A 20,818-nucleotide genomic window follows, 5' to 3' on the forward strand; every position below is an offset into this window, starting at 1 on the left:
AATTTGACTTTTCATTACTAGGGGAATTGTATAGGAATAAGGTCTTTGTTTCAAGGACCTTATTTTTTTTGCCTTTGCTAAAATAATGAAAGTCAACAAAACGTAACTCTCACAACAGCCCACGATCTTTTCCCTTATAAGCTCAGTATGTTTATACCAACCCAGGTTCCTTCTTGTTTTTTTGTATAACAATGCACTTTAACACCGTACAGGATTAGCTCAGATTTAACTATCTAATCTTGTCTTCATTTAATATGTTAACGACACTCATGTATAATAATCTAAAAAAACGCCAATTTGAAGTCAGAATAAAAAACAAAATAATACCGGAAAATGTAGGGAAAAGTGTTTATGAAATCAACAACCTGAGGAAGGCCTCAACAATATTTTCAAATAGCACGGGAAGCAGTATTAGTGATATTATTTTGAATTACAGTCATTTAGTGAAATTTTATACTTTTGGTACAAATTTGTTAATTATCCTTAATGTCTTTGACAGTATTAGGAAATAGAAATTGACTAAAAAGTAAACTTACTTATCATTACTAGGGGAATTGTATGGAATGAGATCCTTGCTTCAAGGGTCTTATTTTTTTATATTTACCTATAAACGAAATAGTTATTCTTTCTTTCAGAACCTACAGCTTCATTTAGAATAAACCTCTCAACATTTCCACACAATAGCGCAAAGTTTAATAAATTTGCAGAGCGCAACATTCCTGACGAACGATTATAATTCTATATGAAAAAGATATTGATAATAGACGATGATCCTACGTTTCGTTTAATGCTTAAAACATTTCTTTCAAAGAAGAACTACAACATTACCGATGTGTCTTCGGCAAAAGATTGTGTAAAGCTACTCCAATCGGAACGTTATGATCTTATCCTAACAGACTTCCGGCTTCCAGACCTTGACGGTCTTGAGTTATTACAAAAAATAAAATCTATTTCACCCGGGACACCCGTCATCATTATGACAGGATACGGAGAAATCCGTATGGCGGTCAAATCCATGAAATACGGAGCATTTGACTATGTAACCAAGCCCATTAACCCGGATGAAATTCTGCTGATCATCAATAATGCTTTACAAAAAAAGATTATTGAGAAAGAAGAAAAGCCCGTTAGCAACAGCAGCCGGCCTGCACCTGGTACGGGAAGCTCTCCTCAAAAGACAAACCTTAAAGACAGGGAGTTTGTAAAAGGAAGCAGTAGTAGTGCAAGTCAAATTTTAAAATATATTGACTTGGTATCTCCTACGAATATGTCAGTGATTGTGCAAGGAGAAAGCGGTACGGGAAAAGAATATGTCTCCCGGATGATTCACCAAAACAGTAAACGTGCCGATGCTCCGTTCATCGCCATCGACTGTGGGGCCTTATCCAAAGACTTGGCCGGAAGTGAGTTGTTCGGACACATCAAAGGTTCTTTTACGGGCGCGCTTGGAGATAAGACAGGGCAATTTGAAGCAGCCAACGGAGGCACCTTGTTTTTGGATGAAATCGGAAACTTGTCTTACGATATCCAAGTAAAGTTACTCCGGGCAATCCAAGAGCGAAGAATCCGGAAGCTGGGAAGTAATAAGGATATCGAAGTGGATGTGCGGATCATTGCCGCTACTAATGAAGACTTGCTATTGGCCGTTCAGAACGGTGACTTCCGGGAGGACCTTTACCACCGAATCAACGAGTTTAAAATCGAAGTACCTCCGTTACGAGAGCGGAAAGAGGATATTGAAATATTTGCCCAACACTTTTTGGACGAAGCCAATGCCGAGCTGGAAAAAGACATCACAGGCTTTGACCAAGATGTATTGGATGTGTTATATACCTACAGTTGGCCCGGTAACTTGCGGGAGTTCAAAAATGTAGTGAAGCGTGCGGTTTTACTTTGTCAGGAAGAAATTATTACCATGCCTTGTATTCCGCAGGAAGTAACCTCCGAAGACCGGAATGATCTCTTAACGGTAGAAAAAGGAAATATTCCGTCTGATTCTGTGGATTTAAAAGCAATTCAAGAGAAAAACGAAAGGGAGTTAATCATCAATACGTTAAAGAAGACGAGTTATAACAAATCAAAAACAGCCCGTTTGTTAAATATTGATAGAAAGACATTGTATAACAAACTCAAATTATACGAGATTAGCATATAATTTATTTAGCACAGCACAAAAAAACAGCTCTGATTCATGGAGCTGTTTTTTGAGTGTTGTTTTTTCGCCCTTAGGCTCCTTCCAGCGTTTCCAATTCTTTGGCTTTTTCATCAATTAACACAAACAACGTTTTGGCTCTCTCCGAGATCAACGTTACCAGCTCCGGCACCCTTTCCAGATGTTGGTTTTCTTTAACCCAACTTTCCAGATATTTGACTGGGACAGCTAACGCATCTACTCGCAAATGCTCCAAAGCCGGATGTAACCGATGGGCCAGCTCCCTGATTTGTTCCATATTGTTTTGCGCCATTGCTTCCGACATTCGTTTTACTCCCTCTTCACTGGATTCTTTTAGGGTCGTTAAAATGGCGGCTAATGCCGTTTTGTCTCCACCTGCGTAAACTTCTAATTCGGATAAGTCAATCACGACTTCTTCAGGCCCTTTCCAATCTATCTCTTCCAACTCTTCCTCCTCTTCGGATTCCGAATATGCATAATTTCGCCCTTCATCTTGCACTTTCACACTTTCCATTCCCAATACATTGGCAATTTTATTTAATAAACTTTCTTCCTTGAAGGGCTTTAACAAGTAATCGGTCATTCCCTTTTCCAAATAATGATCCAGGTCTGTTTGTTTGGCATTAGCCGTCAGTGCGACTACAGGCAATTCGGATTTTTCTTTATCCGGCATTGCTCTTAAAGCCTCTATAAACTCCACCCCACTCATTTCAGGCATTTGAATATCCGACAAAATAATATCGAATGGATGTAAGTGAACAAGCCTCAAGCCTTCTTTTCCATTTTTAGCGATAAATAATTGCACGCCACACTTTTTTAATATCGCTTGGGTCAACATGATATTAAAGTCATCATCATCCATTACCAGAATGCGTAAACCCCGGTTGATAAACTCTTCGTAATTGATAGAACTGGATTGTTTAACAATTTCTTTCAGTTCGCTAATTTTATATGCCAGATTGAACGAAAACTCAGTTCCCTTGCCCGGTTCACTGGCTACTTGGATACTTCCTCCTTGCTCTTCCAGAATTTTACGAGAAATGGTTAAGCCTAAGCCTGTACCGCCATATTTACGAGTAATGGTTGTATCACTTTGGCTAAAACTCTCAAAAATCACTTCCAATTTATCTTTGGGAATCCCGATCCCCGAATCTTTCACCATAATACTCACCTGTAGTGTTCCGTCTTGGTTATCTTCCCCACTGGCAAATATTTGTACCGATCCTTTTACCGTAAATTTAATGGCATTGGAAAGCAAGTTATACAACACTTGTCGCAGGCGAAACTCATCCCCTTCCAATATATACGCTTGGACTTTATCATCCAGAATATAGGAAAGCGCTAAGTTTTTTTTGTCCGCTTGCACCTTACAAATCCGGTACACCTCACTCAAGACGTATTCCAACTTAAACGGTTTTTGTTCAAACCGCAATTTCCCGGCTTCTAATTTGGAAAAATCCAGGATATCGTTCACCGTATCCAATAAGTGAATTGAGGAATCTTTGACAGCACTTAACCATTGTTCTTGTTTACCCACCAACCGGGTTTGGGCAAGCTGTTCTGAAAACCCCAAAATAGCATTAAGCGGAGTCCGGATTTCGTGGCTCATATTGGCGAGAAATTCCTCTTTGACCCGGGCCAAACGCTCCGCTTCGCTTTTGGCTTTAATCAATTGCCTCCGGTAAAAATTACTTTTTGCTATATCCCTGGAAATCAAATAAATAAAAACAATACTAATCACCAAACCTGCCAAGCCCACTACTAACATTACTAAGATGGAGGAGTTGGCAATATTTTTTGCCGCCTTGGTTTTTTCTTGGGAACGGAGAAATTGCTCCTGCTCCATTTCGGTAATGATGGACTTGATTTGTTCCATAATTTGCTGATCCTTCTGCAAAAGCTTCAACTCCTGTTCATTCATATACCAGTTTTGATACCGCTCTTCCATTTTTATTTCTTCCAGAATACTTTTCACATCCCGGATTAGCTTTCCCTGATTACTTTTTACCACCACACTGGTATCGTATTTCACTTTGGTTTCAGTCACTTTCGTGGCGACTTCGTTTTCAACGTTTTTCGCCTTATCGCTCTCTTTGCTTTCCTCGCTCTCTGTTTTTTCTTCTTTAGCCTCTTTGGCCTTTTTATTTTTTTTAGATGAAAACAAGCCTCCCAAACCCAAAAAGCCCTTTTTCTTTTTTTCTTCTTCGTTTTCAACTACCAGTGTATCCACCTTTACATCCGTAGTTGTTTTTGTTTGCGTAGTGATAATAGCAGAAACCGTATCAGAAGTGTTTTGGTCAATCTCTTTGATGGCTTTGTCCGTAAACATTTGACTTTGTTGCCAGGATTTCCATTCAATGTAGGTAGCAAACCCCTCTTTTTTCTCTGCCATTAAGGTAGAAATAGAATCTAACCGGACTCGTTGAGAATCAACATCCAGTGTAAAGGATTTGAGAGAGTCTAAAGTTTTGGAGATTTTATCCATGTATTTGTAATACATGTCCAGGTTCTCTTGATTGCTGGTAAGAGTAAAAGCTCTGGCGCTGCCTTCAGCCTCGGAGATATCCGTAAGGACCCGGTTAAACATAAAGAGCTTTTGATCCGGATGCGAAAGTAGTTCAACCGAAGAGGAAAGCTTTTGGAAATTAGAAATCGTAATGTACCCGGCAACTACTATGATCAGCAAAGCCAAGCCAAATCCTAGGCGTACTTTTGCTTTGATGTCTGGTACCTGATTATTTGTTTTCGCCATTTTATAAACTCATTTCTTTAGAGCCCCGAAAAGCAGTGTAGAGTCTTTCAGTTTTGCTCACCATCACCCCCCTCATTACATCAACACAGGGTATTTCACCCACTCTCTTACAACATAGACAGATTTTAAAATAGGGGATTTATTCGGTTTTAAAGGTCTTCGCAGCTCTATGATAAAGCATTCTTTGCCAACATTCTCAGGGATTGAGAAATACTATTTTGTGAATTTTACTATAAAAATAGACCTTTTGTGTCTGCTAAAAAAAGATTTTACTTTCTTTTAAAGTACTCCCTGATATTTCTTGAATTTTCATTTCGTTTCCATTCGTACAAATCGAGCTCACTTAATGCCCTATAGAATCCAGGCACAAAAATACGATAAGCTGCTGATTTTATGTCCATAGCAATTCTAAACTTTTTCGCTAATGCCTTTTCAATAACCTCCTCATTTCCATTCATTGTGATCTCAAATGTATTGATCACAACAGCTGTGATTCCCGGATGCTAAACCAGTCTTATTTGTATATACAATAATCAACCCTATACAATGCTGTAATCTGATTTTTTATAAGGAACTTTGCATATCTTTAATCGCCCTAAGAGCATGTTTAAATTTCACCTTTGGGTCAAGAACTCCCATTTCAGGAACCTCAGTGCAATATGTTGAGAGTCCTAAACTGAGATTTTTTACCGCCAAAGGGGCGACCTCTCAAAGGAGCAGCTCCCGCAACGAGTTTTCAACATGCTCTAAACAGGTATTTGCCCTCAGGGTATCAAGTATTTACGCACTACCCTTGAGAGGGAGGCAGTCTCAAAAGAGGTAGCTGTTTTTCTTTGAACTTAATTATTGAATGAAGTGGTTTAAACGTATAGTTTTTGACCGAACATGGAATCAAAACCGGCTCATCAAGGCACTTTTTGAAAAGAATAGCCAACGCTATTGTTAAAAAAAGTAACACAAAGGAGGCGCTTTTGAAACATTTTTCAGGAAGAAGAAAAAGGTTAATTCACTTCCATAACAAAATTCCTTGTTATATGAAAGAAGAAATTATTTATATAGGTGATCCCATGTGCTCATGGTGTTACGGAATGGTCAACGAGCTTGACAAACTGATGTCGAAGTATCAAGATAGGTTCCCATTCAGAACTGTAGTAGGAGGCTTGCGTCCCTATGAAACTCAACCGATGGATCAAAAAATGCGTGATTTTCTGAAAGACCATTGGCAGGAAGTACACACCCGCACACAACAGCCTTTTGATTTCCGGCTTTTAGAAAGTGCAAAAGGCTTTGTTTATAATACGGAAAAACCTTGCCGTGCCATAGTTACTGTTCGACATTTCATACCTGAAAAAGCTCATGCCTATTTTAAGGCAATCCAAAGTGCCTTCTATGCGAAAGCAATAGATATTACCCAAGATGAAGTTCTTATTGAAACAGCAAAATCACTAGGTATCAACCCTATAGATTTTAATACCTATTTCCAAAAAGAAAGCACCCGAAAGGAAACATACGATGACTTCACATGGGCTCAACAGATAGGCGTTACCGGGTTTCCATCCGTTATCCTCAGTTACAACCAAGAGCTTTTTGCCTTGGCTTTAGGTTATAGGACTTTTGAAGACATGGATGAAATCATCCGGAAAATCATTGACTAGCCCGATCCCTTACTTGAAAAGAGGTCAAAATAGGAGACAGAGTTACCGAGGTTTTCGGAGCAATGTTTTATTTTATGCTTTACAACTCATAAATTTGTTTCTATTCAATTCAGCTTGATTCATTCTATCCGAATATAAGACTATTTTATGAGACACTATATCTCCTTTTTGCCCATTATTTTTCTTTCCTTTTTACCAAACTTCAGTATGGCGCAAGATCCTATTGAAGGATATACTAAAATTGCCACATTAAGCGCTTCTGACTTTGACGGAAAGGCATACAAAGTACTGGTTTCCAGCGATAATAAATATATATTTATTAAGCATGGCAATGATAATAAAAGCCGGGCACTTACGGTTTACCGGTTCGGTTCCTGGGAGAAGCTGTACGATATTCGTTTAAGGGGAAATTTTATTTCTTTGCAAGAGGCCTACATGGATGAAGAGAAAAAATACTTCTATGTACGAATCAGTAACGAAACCACTTTTTATCAAATTGATTTAAACAATGGAAACGATAAAAAGCTGCCGTGCAAAAAAACACCGAAAGGTTGTATTGTGTTTAAAGCCGCCAGCTTTGGATCTATCTTAGAGGATGTATACAAACATCAGAGTGCCTATGTATTTACCAGGGACAAAAGCAACCCGAAACTGGTTACTGTTTACGGGTCAAAGCCCCATTAGTGATTCAGCCACTCTTTGAAGTTTGCCGAGCGTTCCACACTGACAATCGTTTCCATTTCATCGGCTACTTCAGGCTTTAAAATTAGCTTAACCCGGCTTTTGGAGTAGGCGATCATTTCCGTAATGGCCTCAAAGCTAACAATATACTTGCGGTTAATCCGGAAAAACCGTTTGGGATCCAAAAGTTTTTCGAGTTTTACCAATGACATATCCATAATGTATTTCTGATTATCTTTGGTAATGATGTATAAATACTTGCCTTCACCTCTGAAATAGGCAATGTCTTCTACTAAAATGGAGCGAATGGTGGCTCCGGAAGTCACCATAAAGCGGCTTTGAAATTTATTCTCACTACGATCCAGCGCATTGACCAAAGCTTTATAATCAAACGATTCCCCGGATTGTTTACCTACGGATTTTTCATATTTCTGCAAACTAATCCGTAAATCTTCCTCATCAATCGGTTTCAACAGATAGTCAATACTATTGACTTTAAATGCTTTGATGGCATATTCATCATAAGCAGTAATAAAAATAATGGGGATATCTACTTCGATTTGTTCGAATATGGTAAAACTGTTTGCATCTGCTAAATGGATATCCAAGAAGATCAGGTCAATTTGAGCTCCATGTTCTTTGAGCCACCCCACCGTTTCGGAAACGGTATCCAATTTATTGACAATTTGAATACCTGGCCGAATCTCGGTTAACATATGCTCCAACTCTACTTGTGCTTTTGGTTCGTCTTCTACAATCAAAACTCTCATAGTACTCAGTTTATACCCTAAATGGAAATTTATTCTAAGTAGTCAACATTTATCTGTAATTGTTGTCTATACAAACTTCCCTGAAAAAAGGGAGGGGAAATGCGTAAATATATTTTTTTAAATCTTGCTATACCCTGGTTTTAGCAAAGGTATTCGGGCGATATAATCCCTTTCGGAGCGGTAAAATTCGGGTTGCAAAGTAGAGAGAAAGCGGTACCTCTCTTTCAAATTATTCTGCCCTACTCCTGTAGATGTCACTTCACCTTTTCGGGGCTGAAAGCTATTCGATACTAACAGGTAGTTATTTTTGTCCAAAAGTACTTTAATTTCCAGCGGGCGTTTGGAAGAAATGACATTGTGCTTGATGGCATTTTCAATCAGCAATTGCACGGCTGATTGCGGCACAAAGTATTTATACATTTGGTCGTCAATCTCACAAACAAATTTCAGTTTGTCTTCAAACCTTGTTTTTTGCAAATACACATAGTCATCTACGTATTGCATTTCATCCTTTAGGGAGACAAGTTGTTGATCTCGAAAGTCCAACGCGTAACGGTACACTTTGGACAACTTGGTAATAAACTTTTTGGCCTCCCTATCGCTCACCATGGCATATAAGGAGTTCAAAGAATTAAAAAGGAAGTGGGGGTTAATTTGATTTTTCAGGTTTTCTAATTGCGACAAGATATGTTCTTTCTCCCGTTTTTCGGCTTCCAACTTCAATTGTTCCTTTTCCTGAATCAATTGAATTTTATCTTTACGAAGTTGATAAGCTTCTAAAGCTTTGTCCAATAAGATTTTAAACTCATCGGGATCATAAGGCTTCCGCAGGTAGTAATTGACTTTACCTTTGTTGATTGCATCAATGATGGCCTGAGTATCACTGTACCCTGTCAGCACAATTCGCACGGCTTCAGGGCTGACTACGATCGCTTGTTCCAAAAATTCCACACCTGTCATCCGGGGCATTCGCTGATCGCTGATGATCAGATCTACCGAGTGTTGTTTTAATAACTCTAAGCCCTCATTGCCACTTTGGGCTTTTAAAATATGGAAGAACTCACGAAAGGCCGCTTCAAAAGATATCAGGTTAAATAGCTCATCATCAACATATAATATAGTATATTTATGTTCTAACATAATCTATGGTTAGATTGGTAATTTGACATTCAAGTATAGCATTTCCTTTGACATCAGGAAAAATTTATTTAGCATTAATAGTTAGTTGACAATGGTTGTCGACAACGATTTACACCGTTTTTTCTACAATATATTTTGGGTTTTGGAGCACCGGTAATGTGATTATAAATTCGGTACCATGACCCGGAAGCGAATGTACAGTAATCTTTCCATTGTGTTGTTCGATAATACCATAAGATATAGACAAACCTAACCCCGTCCCTTCTCCAATATCTTTGGTGGTAAAGAAGGGTTCAAAGATTTTGGATTTTAACTTTTCATCCAGGCCTAACCCCGTATCTTTGATGGATACCATCACTTTATGGCTGTTTTCATTCCAGGTTTTGATATAAATCGTTCCTTTTGTTCCCACTGCCTGAATCGCATTGTTCAGAATATTCATAAAAACCTGGTTAATCCTCCCAATCTGACATTGCACTTTTGGCAGTTCTCTCAAGTCTTTCTCTACCTTGATCGTCTTTTTGAGTTTATTACTCAACAAGGTCAATGTAGACTCCAAACCTTCGTTCAGGTCTGCATACCGGAACACCCCGGCAGAGTCCATTCTCGAGAAGTGCCGCAGGCCGTCTACTATTTCGGCAGTGCGGTCGGTACCTTCTTTTATACCTTTTAAGAGAAGATCCACTTCCGAAAAGACCTCATTTACTTTCAATTGTTTATAAAGTGTGATCAAGGATTTTACCTCTTCTATTTCGATGGTAGTCTTATCAAAGGCTTCTACTTTATTCAATACACTTTTGATAATGTCCAAATCTTTCAATAAAGGCTTGACACTTACACTCACAAAGTTAATCGGGTTATTGATTTCATGGGCAATACCAGCTGTTAATTGCCCCAAAGAAGCCATTTTTTCTGCTTCGATCAAATGACTTTGAGTGGACTTCAATTCTTTATGTGCATGATTTAGTTCGGCATAGGCCATCTCCAGTTTTCTGTTTTGCATGGACAATTCTTCATTCAAAACACGCATCTCTTCACTATATCGTTTGAGTTGTTCTTCGGTGATTTTGCGCAATGTAATATCCATAGATACTCCTATCATCCGTGCAGGAGTGCCGTCTTCTTTATAATCGATGATGGCTCCTTTGGACAATATCCAGCGAAAACCGCCTTTTTTCAGTCTCACCCGGTATTCCACTTCATACCGCGGCACTTCTCCGTTTAAATATGCCTGGAAGAAATTTTTGGTTTTTTCATAATCCTTTGGCACCAATGAATCCAACCAATCGTCCAGGGTGGCATAGCGGTAGCTTCTTGGAAAGCCATGCATTTTCGCACAGGCTTCGTCCCATATGGTACGTTCAAAGTTGGTATCCCAAGACCCTAAACGGGAAGCCTCCATAGCAAATTTAAGCCGGTTTTTACTTTCCTCCAATGCCTCATTGGTAGCTGCTAACGACTCCATCATGGTCGTAATTTCTTCGTTTTGTTGTTGAATTTCCTCGTTTTGCAACTGGATTTCCAAGTTCTTTTGATAGAGTTCTTCGTTAGTACTGCTCAACAAATGGTTTTGATGTTGGATTTTCTTCTGAGCAGCTTTGATTTCCGTCACATCAATCATTCCGAAGACCGTAGTCAAGTTACCTTCGTATTCAAACAGGCTGCCGGAAAGTGCCATCCACATTTTACGACCGTTGATATTTAAAGGCACTTCCCAATTGTTGATGATTCCCTTTTCTTTTAACTCTAACATCATCTTCACCCGGTCTTCTTTGTTCTCATACAGTTCGATAGAGCTGGCCTTCAACACCTCCTCGGGTTCATAGCCTAATAGTTCCAAGCCATTTTTGTTAGAATAAATGATCTTTCCGGTTTTATAGTCCGTCATCACCACCGGAATAGGCAAACTTTCCAAAATCACCCTACGCAGGTTCTCACTTTGCTTCAGTTTCTCTTCGGCTTCTTTTTTATCGGTAATATCAAAACGAATGCTTAAAAACTGGTCGGTTTTTCCATCCTCGTTCATAAACGGAGAGATAACGGTGTCCACCCAAAAAAGCGTTCCGCTTTTCGAACGGTTACAGATTTCTCCCCTCCAAGTGTTTCCTTTGCGGACGGTAGCCCAAAGTTCGTCAAAGAAAGACTCGGGATGGTAACCCGAACGCAACATGTCAAAATTTCCTCCTATCAATTCATGGGCTTCGTATCCGGTTAATTCCCTGTACTGTTCGTTTGCGTAGAGGATATTTCCTTGATCATCCGAAATAGTGACAAGGGCAGCAGTATCCAAGGCCCGGTTTTTCGTCATCATGTTCCGGTTAAGCTCTTTCAACTCGGCCAAAGCAGTTGACAATTCGTCTCTTTGTTCTTGTACCTGTTTGTTTTTCAACATCAGTTGCCTTGTACGCTCCTCTACTTTCTCTTCCAACTTTTGATACACCAGCGCATTTTCAATCGCAATAGCCATTGGAGTTGACAGGAGTTTCAGGATTTCCACCCTGTTCCGGGTAAAAGCCCTGTCTGTCAGGTTGTTTTCAAGATAAAAAATCCCCACCGTCTTTTGCTTGGTGATCACGGGAAAACAGATTACTGATTTGGGTTTATACTTTTTGTTATAAGGATCGTTTCCAAACTTCAACTCTTTACTCAAATCATCAAATACCATCATCTTATTGGTCCGGTCTACATAGCGAATCAATGAGTTGGGTTGTAATTGAGATGCTGACAAAGCAGTATTGCGAGACAAGGTAAACCGTCCATTGGTCATGGAAGCAATGGGCAAGAGTTCTTCTTTCTGCCGGGTAATCAACACGGCCTTTTCTGCTCCGGCATTTTCAATGAGTAAAGCCAGCATTTTCTTCAACAAACGGGGCAATTGTACTTCCCGGGCCAAGGTTTCGGAAACTTTGAGTACGCTCAGTACATCGATAGAGACGGTAGAGGAAGTGGTTGAGCTGGATACATAACTCTGCCCTGTCAGATTGGGGAGCCCCGGATAAAAGGAAGAGGAGATGGTGGCTCCTTTGTCCCAAGTAGTGGAATTTAAAGTGGCGGAATATTTTGCTTCCAGCTGGTCTACTTTGGTTTTTGCCCCCCAGATTTGATACTTATACCGGGCTTCGGTAAGGTAAGTACGGGCAACTTTATCCATATTTTGACTTCTGGCAAACTCTCCGGCCATCTCGTTGATCAATGCCTCGTCAAACAAAGCTCCTACTTTGGCGGCTTGTTTGGCGGCTTGGTCGTAAAGCTGCATAGCTTCCCAAAAGCGTCCATACTGCTTGGCCAGTTCCGCTTTTACCAAGCTTAATTTATGGGCAAAATTTTCAGGAGCATGTGCGGCCAAGCCCTCCAATTCCGGCAAGGATTTTTCAATGGCGGCCAATTGAAGGTGTTCACCTTCTTTAATATTGGCCAGCGCAATCAATACTTTATAATAACTAAAGGTAGGTTTAAAATATGCCCCCACCGTTTCAGTTTTGTATTGCTCGGCCAGTTGTGCAAACTCTTCTGCTTTTTGATAATTTCTAAAAATATAATGCAAGATGGCTTTTGCCCCGTTCCAGTTAAAAGACAGTACTTTGGAACGATTCCAATCCACTTTTTCAAAAGCATCGGTTTCATCAAAAGCTTTTCCGTTAAGCAAAGCAGGTTGTTTCCCTCCCTCAGACAGGTTGTACAACACCTGTAAGAAAAGACTGGAGGTTAAAAAATTATATTTGAGGCGATAAGGCTTAATTTCTTCCAGCATCCTTTCCAACTTTGCCTTGGCAAAGTCCACATTCTTACACGTAAAAAACTGCCCCATTGCATAGTTGGTCATCGCATACCCTGCATACTCAATATCGCCTATTCCGATGCCCTCTTTCACCAGTTTGCCTAACTCTTCCACATTATCAGACATATTGTCTTTGTAATAGGAAATATAATTATAGTACAGATAGCGAACCCTTAATTCGATTTCTTTATCCGGGTACTTTTTGGTTAATTCTATTCCCAACTTTCCCAGATCGTATCCCAGATCAATTTCGTCTAGCGAATCACAAAGCTGGATAGCTTTCAAACAGATAGCAAAAGAGGCGTATTTGGAGAGCCCATATTCGTTGACCATCCCCATCATTGCATCAATTTTATAGCGCATTACTTGTGGGGCAGAGCTGTAGTATACAGGCATCATTGCAATGAGTATACGCATAATAGCCAAATGATAGGGGTCTTTCATTTCAGGCAGCTGTTGTATGGTCTTGAAATCAATCTCTTTGGAGAGAAAGGCTTCCTGTTGAAAACCCAACACTTCCAACATCCTTTCCCCTTCTTCCAGCATTACTTTTTGATTTCCTTTCTGCGCCAGATAGCGGATTTTCAACTCAAATACATCCACCTTGTCATGAACGTTACGGATTTGCTGTTCTAGTTCCACAATAAAGGTTTCCGCCTTGTCTTCATCTTGCAATAGATAAGCAATGCGAATGGCTTCATTGTACAACCTTAACACTTCAGCATAATCGGACTCCCAACGCTTCCCATCCACCAACTTGAGGCCTTTTTCTATAAAAACCATCGCTTCGGCATAGGTCAATACATCCCTGGCTTTTATAGCCGCATTCAGGAAAAGGCCCAACAAGGCTTTGGCCGGGGGCTTTTCTTCTTGTAAACACTGATCCACTTGAAGAAAACGGGCTATTTCAAAGACTTTTTGTGTAGTATCTTTCTCCCTCAATTCTTCCCAGAAAAACAAGGCCACTGCATGGGGAATCTGTTTCTTCTCATCCCCTTTTAATAAATTATAGGTAGCTTCAAAAAACGTATCATGAGAAAACTTCAACAATACCTTGCTTGCCACTTCTTTCCCGCTATTGGCATGAAGCAACTGATACTCTAAGTTAATCGGAATGACAAATTGTTGTTCGATAGCCGGAGTCAGTATTTCCAACACCTCTTTGGGGGCCTTCCCTCCTATTTGGGAGAGGGCATACAAACTGAACGGATTCCCTACGCAGGAAGCAATTTTCAACAAGTACAGGCACTCTTCCGGTAAGGTATTGATTTTCAAAATATTGTACTCTGCCAGTTGCTTGGATAAATTGACCTGTTGGATTTGCTTCTCATCCCACACCCATTGTTTTTTTTGAAGAGTCAATACTCCGTCTTCTTTCAAACTATGTAAGGTCTGCCAAATATCAAATGGGTTCCCGGAAGTACGTTCGTATAATATTTTGCTGAGCCAACCCGTCTGGGAGGGTTCCCGCTTCAGGATTGCGCTGACCATTTCATTAACAGCCAGATAATCCATGGGTTCAAGTGGATGTAAGGTAAAATTGCTTGTTTTAATTCCGGGTAAGCCTCCTGTCAAGGCTAAGAGTTCAGGGCCTTGCCGGCAAGCCGCACTGATCATACAATAGGGAATACAGGGGTCTTTGATGACCTCTGTAAAAAAATCCGAGGTAGAGGTATCGGCCTGATGGAGGTTATCAATAAATACCAACAATGGCTTTCTGAATGAAGTCACACAACCGAAAAGTTTTTTGATCAAGTAAAAATTACTACTCTTCTGTGTTAAAAAATGACCTTGTTTCAATTCGCTGGCCCTAATTCCCAATACTAATTGCAGACGTGGAAACAATGCCACCAGCCGGGAAGCTTGGGGGCCCAGTTCCATGATAATTTTTTCGCGGAAAGCCGTCAGTTTTCCATCGCTTTCCGAAAGCAGGCAATCCACCAGTCCATGAATTATTTTTTGGACCCCACCCAGCGGAATGTTCTTCATTTGTGCATCACATTCAACTTCCACATAGTAACATTCGGCAAGACAGGTTCTGGCGAATTCTTTTAACAAGAGGGATTTCCCCAAGCCGGGTTTTCCGGTTAATAAAACCGTAAGATTTTCTCCATTTTTAACAAACTCCCATTGGTCGGCTAAAAACGAGAATTCTTTATCCCTTCCAAAAAGCTTTTCCGGTTTCGGTAAAGAATTGGAGACATCTGCAAATCCCAATTCAAAGGACGGAATATTCTTGGTTTGAGCTAAAAACTGAATTTTGTTCAAATCGACAATCAGCCCTTGGACCGTTTGGTAGCGCTCTTCTGGCAATTTGGCCAAAAGTTTTACAACTAAATCGGAAAGAATTTCGGGTATGGCGGGATTGAGAGCTTTGGGCTCTATTACTTTTTTGGCAAGGTGTTGATGAATCACCGACAGAGGATCTTTGGCAGTAAACGGCAGACGTCCTGTCAACAGTTCATAAAAAACGACTCCCAAAGAATACAAATCACTTCGTTGGTCAACATTGCGATTCGTCCGGCCGGTTTGCTCCGGTGAGATATAGCTTAATGTACCATGAAGGTGGGTTACAGATTGATTCGTAGCCAAGTCGGGATGCAAACGGGAGGACAATCCAAAGTCAATCAGCACCACCTTTCCGGCATCATCCAAGAGGATATTGTTGCTCTTCAAATCATTATGCATATAGTGATGCTGATGAATAACCTTCAGCAGTTTGGCACATTGAATGGCAATAGTCAGAAATTGCGGGATGGGTATGGCCCCTTTTTCGACCAACTCTTTTAGAGAGCATCCCTCCACGTATTCCATCACTAAAGCCTGATGCCCATCGACAATGGTTTTTGCCAGTACCTTTCGAATTCCCGGAGACTGTACCTCTTGCGTAAATGTGTATTCATTATTAAAACGGGCTATTTGCCAGAGATCCGGATATTCCAGGCTCATTACTTTCATTACCTTTGGCGGCCCATCGCCTTCATTTTTCAGGTAGATACGCGTCCTATCACTAGCATAGATTAGCTGCTCCTGATCTAATGTATATTTCATTTGTTAAGTTGAGTAATTGACACTTACTATTTCACATAGTCTGCATATCGAAAAGCAAGAATTTGGTTTATAATATAGCAAAAAATTCTCTGGGGAAACAGCCTTTAAGGGATAAATATGTCCTGAAAGAGATATCTTTACGCTTGTCGAGGAGATACCTCTCAATCTTTGCCCTCCTTTTGGCAATGGCCGTTGCCTTTACATTGTATTTCAAAGAATTCTTTTTGCTCAATTTAATCTTTCTCTTACGCGAATGCTTTTTTCACATGATTGCGTTTTAAACATAAAGAACTCAATACTACGTATTTTCATTCCCCGGATTTGCACTTATTTTATACAAACCGGAATTTCTAAAAGAAAAATCTCAGTGAGATACAATAAGGACGTATCCAGAAAGACTTTCCCCTATAGAAGCCTGCTTTTTTATCGCATTTTTTTCGGGTACCGTATCATCCTCATTTCCCATTACTAACTCGAACGATAACCAGGAGCCGTGTATGTACTCGGCACATTGTTAGGATCATCAATTCTTTGTTACTTAAACAGCTTCTTTTAGGAATTTTCAAAGAATTCACACTGGTCTAAAAACATTCTCTACACAAGGGCCGTTGTTTAACAAAATTCTCAAACAAATGCCCTGTTCGAAATAAGAACAAGGAGCATATTTTTTCAACTGACATTTGATTTTTTAGGCTAGTTTTAGGAAAGTTATCTCAAGAAAAACCCCTGGCAACTTGCCAGGGGTTTTTCTGTTTGGTTCCCAGACAAGAGGGAAAAACAGGAAAATTCCCGAAAATTCTTGCCTTCGTTTATTGCGTTCCTCCTTGGATTATTCATCTTTGCTTTGAAAACAGAAGCAAGAAACTATGGGTATCAGATCTGTACTAAGCAAGCCTTTGGCCGCCTTTGTATACCGGCAGCAACAGGCTTGGGCTTTACAAGCAGCAAAGACACAACAAAACGTATTTGGGAGCCTGATCAAAACGGCTTCGTCTACTCATTTTGGGAAAGACCATGCCTTTGATGAAATCAAAACCTATGAGGATTTCAAGAAACGGGTACCCATTCGCGATTATGAAGCGCTCAAACCTTATATAGAAAAAATAATTACCGGGACACAAGATGTGCTTTGGCCTGGAAAACCGGTATATTTTGCCAAAACATCCGGTACCACTTCCGGAACAAAATATATTCCTATTACCAAAGCGTCTATTCCCAATCATATCAACTCAGCAAAAAATGCCTTGCTGAGCTATATTCACACGACAGGAAATAGTCAATTTTTAGACAAAAAACTAATCTTCTTATCCGGAAGCCCGGTATTGGATACCAAAGGAGACATCCTTACCGGAAGGCTATCCGGCATTGTCAATCACCATGTGCCCGGATATCTACGAACCAATCAAATGCCCAGCTATCCGACAAACTGTATAGAGGATTGGGAAGAAAAGCTTGAGAAAATCATTGATGAGACATTAACACAACCTATGTCTTTGATTTCAGGAATCCCCCCTTGGGTGCAGATGTATTTTGACCGGATTACGGAGAAAACCGGTAAGAAAATCAAAGATATCTTTCCGGATTTTTCATTATTTGTCTATGGAGGGGTCAACTTTGAGCCTTACCGGGCAAAACTATTTGACTCCATAGGTAAACCCATTGATTCGATTGAAACATACCCTGCCTCCGAAGGCTTTATTGCTTACCAGGATTCACAGGTAGACCCGGGATTGCTTCTGCTATTGAACAGTGGTATTTTCTTTGAATTCATCCCCACGGAAGAATACTTCAATGAAAACCCTACCCGCTTACGAATTGAAGAAGTTGAGTTGGATAAGAACTATGCTTTGATCATTAATTCCAATGCAGGTTTATGGGGTTACTCCATTGGAGATACCGTAAAGTTTATTTCCAAAGACCCGTATCGCTTGTTGGTTACCGGAAGGATTAAGCATTTTATTTCTGCTTTTGGAGAGCATGTGATCGGAGAAGAGGTGGAACAAGCCATGCGGTATGCCATGAGCCAACACCCGGAGGTTGCCATTTCGGAATTTTCGGTTGCTCCTCAAGTAAATCCAATGGAAGGCTTGCCTCATCATGAATGGTTGGTGGCCTTTGAACGCTTACCCACAGACCTCAATGCTTTTGAAAAAACACTTGACCAAAAGTTGTGTGAGCTCAATTCCTATTATGAGGATTTGATTCAAGGAAATATTTTGCAAACACTGAAAATCAGCCCATTGCAAAGTGATGCTTTCCAACAATATATGAAATCTATAGGAAAATTGGGCGGGCAAAATAAAGTTCCTCGACTTGCCAATGACCGGAAAATTGCCGACCAAATTAACCAATATACCTTAAACGGGTAATCGTCAAATACCTTTATTAAAAGAAAGCATTATCAAAACCATGGAAAAGCAGCGATGTAAATGGGCAAACCCTAAAAATAAACTTTACATTCAATACCATGATGAAGAATGGGGGGTCCCGGTGCACGATGACCAAGTCTTATTTGAATTTATCGTATTGGAAAGTGCTCAAGCCGGATTGAGCTGGGAAACGGTATTGAACAAACGGGAAAACTACCGGATAGCTTTTGATCAATTCGATCCTGAAAAAGTGGCGACCTACGATAACGAAAAAATAGAAACCTTACTACAAAATCCTGGCATTATACGTAACCGGGCAAAAGTGGCCGCAGCAGTAAACAATGCGCAAAAATTCCTGGAAATACAAGCAGCTTATGGCTCTTTTGATCAATATATCTGGCAATTTGTTGAAGGCACGCCCAAAGTGAACCATTGGAAATCCAATGAAGAAGTGCCTGCCACTACTGCCGAATCCGATGCATTAAGCAAAGATTTAAAACAAAAAGGATTTAAATTTATGGGCAGCACTATATGCTATGCCCATATGCAAGCAACCGGTATGGTAAATGATCATACGTTGGATTGTTTCCGGTATGCGGAATTAAAAAACGGTCACTTAAAATAAGTGACCGTTCCGAATTTCATCCATTATGAAAACGATTTATCAAAAGTTGAATGACAAGCATTCCAACTCTTATATAGATAACTCGCATTGTACATTTCTTAGTTTTTCAACAGTCTGAAAGTTTCCACTTCCCCCTCTAGATCGATCCTTAAAATATAAGGCCCGGCAGCTTCCATCACGGCGGGTATCTGAAACGTATGACGGGTTCCTTGAATGACAATTTCCGATTGTAATACGCTTTTTGCATCTGTGCTATAAATGGCCACTTTGCAGGGCTTACCGATCACTTTCCGGGGAAAACGGATGGTCAACTGCGCATCCTGAATCGGATTGGGGTATACCGACAATCCCTCTACGCTTTTACTTAAACTTTTGATAAACTCAGTCGCATTTGTATAGCCGGGAATTCCAAATCCTAATTTTGAATTAGCACTGTGTGCCATAGAGGCAGACTCTTTGATTACAAAAATCAAATCCATATTGGTCAGTTGAGGATTGGCTTGCCATATACCCGCGGCCAAACCTGCCACCAATGGCGCAGAAAAAGAGGTTCCGCTATTGGTCGCAATATTGCCATTAATTCCATTCACTACAGTACCTACTCCCAGGGCCACAACATCCGGCTTGATCCGGCCATCCGCCGTAGGGCCTACACTGCTGAAGAAAGCTAATTCATTATTCCGGTCAACGGCCCCGATACTCAAAACAGAATCGGCATCGGCAGGGGCGGTAATTTTTTTCCACGGATCATTCCCTTCATTACCGGCACTGGTCACTACTAGCATACCCGTAGCAGCAGCCAGATCCGCAGCTTGGGTAATGATAGCCGTATTACCATCCAAATTCTCATGAGTATAGTTCTGCGACTCATAATCAAATGTATTATACCCCAAAGAAGAACTGATAATATCCACCCCCAAACTATCCGCTTTTTCGGCTGCAATCAACCAATTAATTTCCTCCAAGCGTGTTTCCGTTGAAAAATCTTCGGTACGAAATAAATAATAGTCTGCCTTGTATGCCGTACCAATCAACCCCTCCGAAGAGTATCCGGCCAAACAAGAAAGTACTTGCATTCCATGCCGGTGGTCATCGTATACATTCTCTTCGGCATCGACAAAATCGTATGTACCTAAAATTTGATCGTTGGCAAACAATGAATCAAAAGCGGAAAGAGAATTAACTTTATAAAACCCCGCATCCAGCACGGCTATTTGTATCCCTTGCCCCGCAAAACCGTCCTCGTGCATTTGATCGGCATTTAACATACTGACCTGATCAAAAGAATAGCCATAATTCAATTTGGCATTGCTTTGTGGCTTCACAAGAGGTAATGATTCTTTATGGTAGGATTCACTCAATTCTTTTGTTTCCAATTGACCGAAGGCATGTAAATAGCCCGATACGAACTCCAAGGCTAGCAAACCTTTCAATTCTTCCTCCGTCACTTTGACCAACACCCCGTTCAACCACTTGGAAGCATACAAGACCTCTACATTTTGGGCTCGCAACGCGGCAATGTACTGATCACTTACAGGCAAATCGCGTTCAGACAAAGTAATATTTTGACGACTTCTGCGCTGCAAAGCCCTTTCCGATAAAAATTCCTCCGGTTTCTCCAGGGTATAAGTATTGTGGTCCTTATCTTTAAAATAAAGGAAAAACTTCAATGCATCCTGGCTCCATCCTTTCGTAGGCATGCTCATACCCAGTACACATGCCCCAATCAAAAGCAGTATTTTTTTCATTTTTTAATCACAATTATCTTCAAAGAATTCTGCAAACTAAACAGTATTTTTCTAAACACAATAACAAACATTTAGT

Annotated in this window: 10 protein-coding genes; 5 read left to right on the forward strand and 5 right to left on the reverse strand. The window is 40.3% G+C overall.

The window, feature by feature from the left end:
• Positions 1-742: 742 nt before the first annotated feature.
• A complete protein-coding gene (locus AAG747_RS11545) occupies positions 743-2,155 on the forward strand; it encodes a sigma-54-dependent transcriptional regulator (RefSeq protein WP_346821327.1) in 1,413 nt (470 codons plus the stop codon).
• A gap of 70 nt (positions 2,156-2,225) precedes the next feature.
• Here AAG747_RS11545 and AAG747_RS11550 read toward each other — a convergent pair whose 3' ends face one another.
• On the reverse strand, positions 2,226-4,925 hold the full coding sequence (locus AAG747_RS11550; protein WP_346821328.1) for an ATP-binding protein: 2,700 nt from the start codon (positions 4,923-4,925) through the stop codon (positions 2,226-2,228).
• Between the two features lie 1,034 nt (positions 4,926-5,959).
• On the opposite strand from AAG747_RS11550, the gene AAG747_RS11555 reads away from it, so the two are divergent.
• Both AAG747_RS11555 and AAG747_RS11560 read left to right on the forward strand, forming a co-directional pair.
• A complete protein-coding gene (locus AAG747_RS11555; protein WP_346821329.1) occupies positions 5,960-6,580 on the forward strand; it encodes a DsbA family protein in 621 nt (206 codons plus the stop codon).
• A gap of 207 nt (positions 6,581-6,787) precedes the next feature.
• The gene (locus AAG747_RS11560; protein ID WP_346821330.1) at positions 6,788-7,264 is read left to right on the forward strand and encodes a hypothetical protein; all 477 of its coding nucleotides are present in this window, start codon (positions 6,788-6,790) and stop codon (positions 7,262-7,264) included.
• On the opposite strand, the gene AAG747_RS11565 is transcribed toward AAG747_RS11560, so the two are convergent.
• The 3 genes from AAG747_RS11565 to AAG747_RS11575 all read right to left on the reverse strand — a co-directional run bounded on the left by AAG747_RS11565 (position 7,261) and on the right by AAG747_RS11575 (position 16,000).
• On the reverse strand, positions 7,261-8,031 hold the full coding sequence (locus tag AAG747_RS11565) for a LytR/AlgR family response regulator transcription factor (RefSeq protein WP_346821331.1): 771 nt from the start codon (positions 8,029-8,031) through the stop codon (positions 7,261-7,263). The two genes, AAG747_RS11560 and AAG747_RS11565, sit on opposite strands and share 4 nt — an antisense overlap.
• A gap of 117 nt (positions 8,032-8,148) precedes the next feature.
• Entirely contained in the window at positions 8,149-9,171 is a 1,023-nt protein-coding gene (locus tag AAG747_RS11570) for a histidine kinase (RefSeq protein ID WP_346821332.1), read from the reverse strand.
• Positions 9,172-9,280: 109 nt separating this feature from the next.
• On the reverse strand, positions 9,281-16,000 hold the full coding sequence (locus tag AAG747_RS11575) for a PAS domain S-box protein (RefSeq protein ID WP_346821333.1): 6,720 nt from the start codon (positions 15,998-16,000) through the stop codon (positions 9,281-9,283).
• Positions 16,001-16,866: 866 nt separating this feature from the next.
• Here AAG747_RS11575 and AAG747_RS11580 point away from each other — a divergent pair.
• A complete protein-coding gene (locus tag AAG747_RS11580) occupies positions 16,867-18,369 on the forward strand; it encodes a GH3 auxin-responsive promoter family protein (RefSeq protein WP_346821334.1) in 1,503 nt (500 codons plus the stop codon).
• Positions 18,370-18,409: 40 nt separating this feature from the next.
• A complete protein-coding gene (locus AAG747_RS11585; protein WP_346821335.1) occupies positions 18,410-18,994 on the forward strand; it encodes a DNA-3-methyladenine glycosylase I in 585 nt (194 codons plus the stop codon).
• A 98-nt stretch (positions 18,995-19,092) separates the two neighbouring features.
• Here the strand turns inward: AAG747_RS11585 and AAG747_RS11590 are convergent, their stop codons facing one another.
• Positions 19,093-20,742 carry a S8 family serine peptidase gene (locus AAG747_RS11590; protein ID WP_346821336.1) on the reverse strand — a complete coding sequence of 550 codons (1,650 nt, stop codon included), beginning with the start codon at positions 20,740-20,742 and terminating at the stop codon, positions 19,093-19,095.
• Positions 20,743-20,818 lie beyond the last annotated feature (76 nt).

It is taken from the genome of Rapidithrix thailandica, from assembly GCF_039710355.1.
GTDB lineage: Bacteria > Bacteroidota > Bacteroidia > Cytophagales > Flammeovirgaceae > Rapidithrix > Rapidithrix thailandica.

Excerpts from the sequence above, each read along its gene's own strand:
- AAG747_RS11545 (WP_346821327.1), top strand. The coding sequence starts at position 743 with ATGAAAAAGATATTGATAATAGACGATGATCCTACGTTTCGTTTAATG.
- AAG747_RS11550 (WP_346821328.1), bottom strand. The coding sequence starts at position 4,925 with ATGGCGAAAACAAATAATCAGGTACCAGACATCAAAGCAAAAGTACGC.
- AAG747_RS11555 (WP_346821329.1), top strand. The coding sequence starts at position 5,960 with ATGAAAGAAGAAATTATTTATATAGGTGATCCCATGTGCTCATGGTGT.
- AAG747_RS11560 (WP_346821330.1), top strand. The coding sequence starts at position 6,788 with ATGGCGCAAGATCCTATTGAAGGATATACTAAAATTGCCACATTAAGC.
- AAG747_RS11565 (WP_346821331.1), bottom strand. The coding sequence starts at position 8,031 with ATGAGAGTTTTGATTGTAGAAGACGAACCAAAAGCACAAGTAGAGTTG.
- AAG747_RS11570 (WP_346821332.1), bottom strand. The coding sequence starts at position 9,171 with ATGTTAGAACATAAATATACTATATTATATGTTGATGATGAGCTATTT.
- AAG747_RS11575 (WP_346821333.1), bottom strand. The coding sequence starts at position 16,000 with ATGAAATATACATTAGATCAGGAGCAGCTAATCTATGCTAGTGATAGG.
- AAG747_RS11580 (WP_346821334.1), top strand. The coding sequence starts at position 16,867 with ATGGGTATCAGATCTGTACTAAGCAAGCCTTTGGCCGCCTTTGTATAC.
- AAG747_RS11585 (WP_346821335.1), top strand. The coding sequence starts at position 18,410 with ATGGAAAAGCAGCGATGTAAATGGGCAAACCCTAAAAATAAACTTTAC.
- AAG747_RS11590 (WP_346821336.1), bottom strand. The coding sequence starts at position 20,742 with ATGAAAAAAATACTGCTTTTGATTGGGGCATGTGTACTGGGTATGAGC.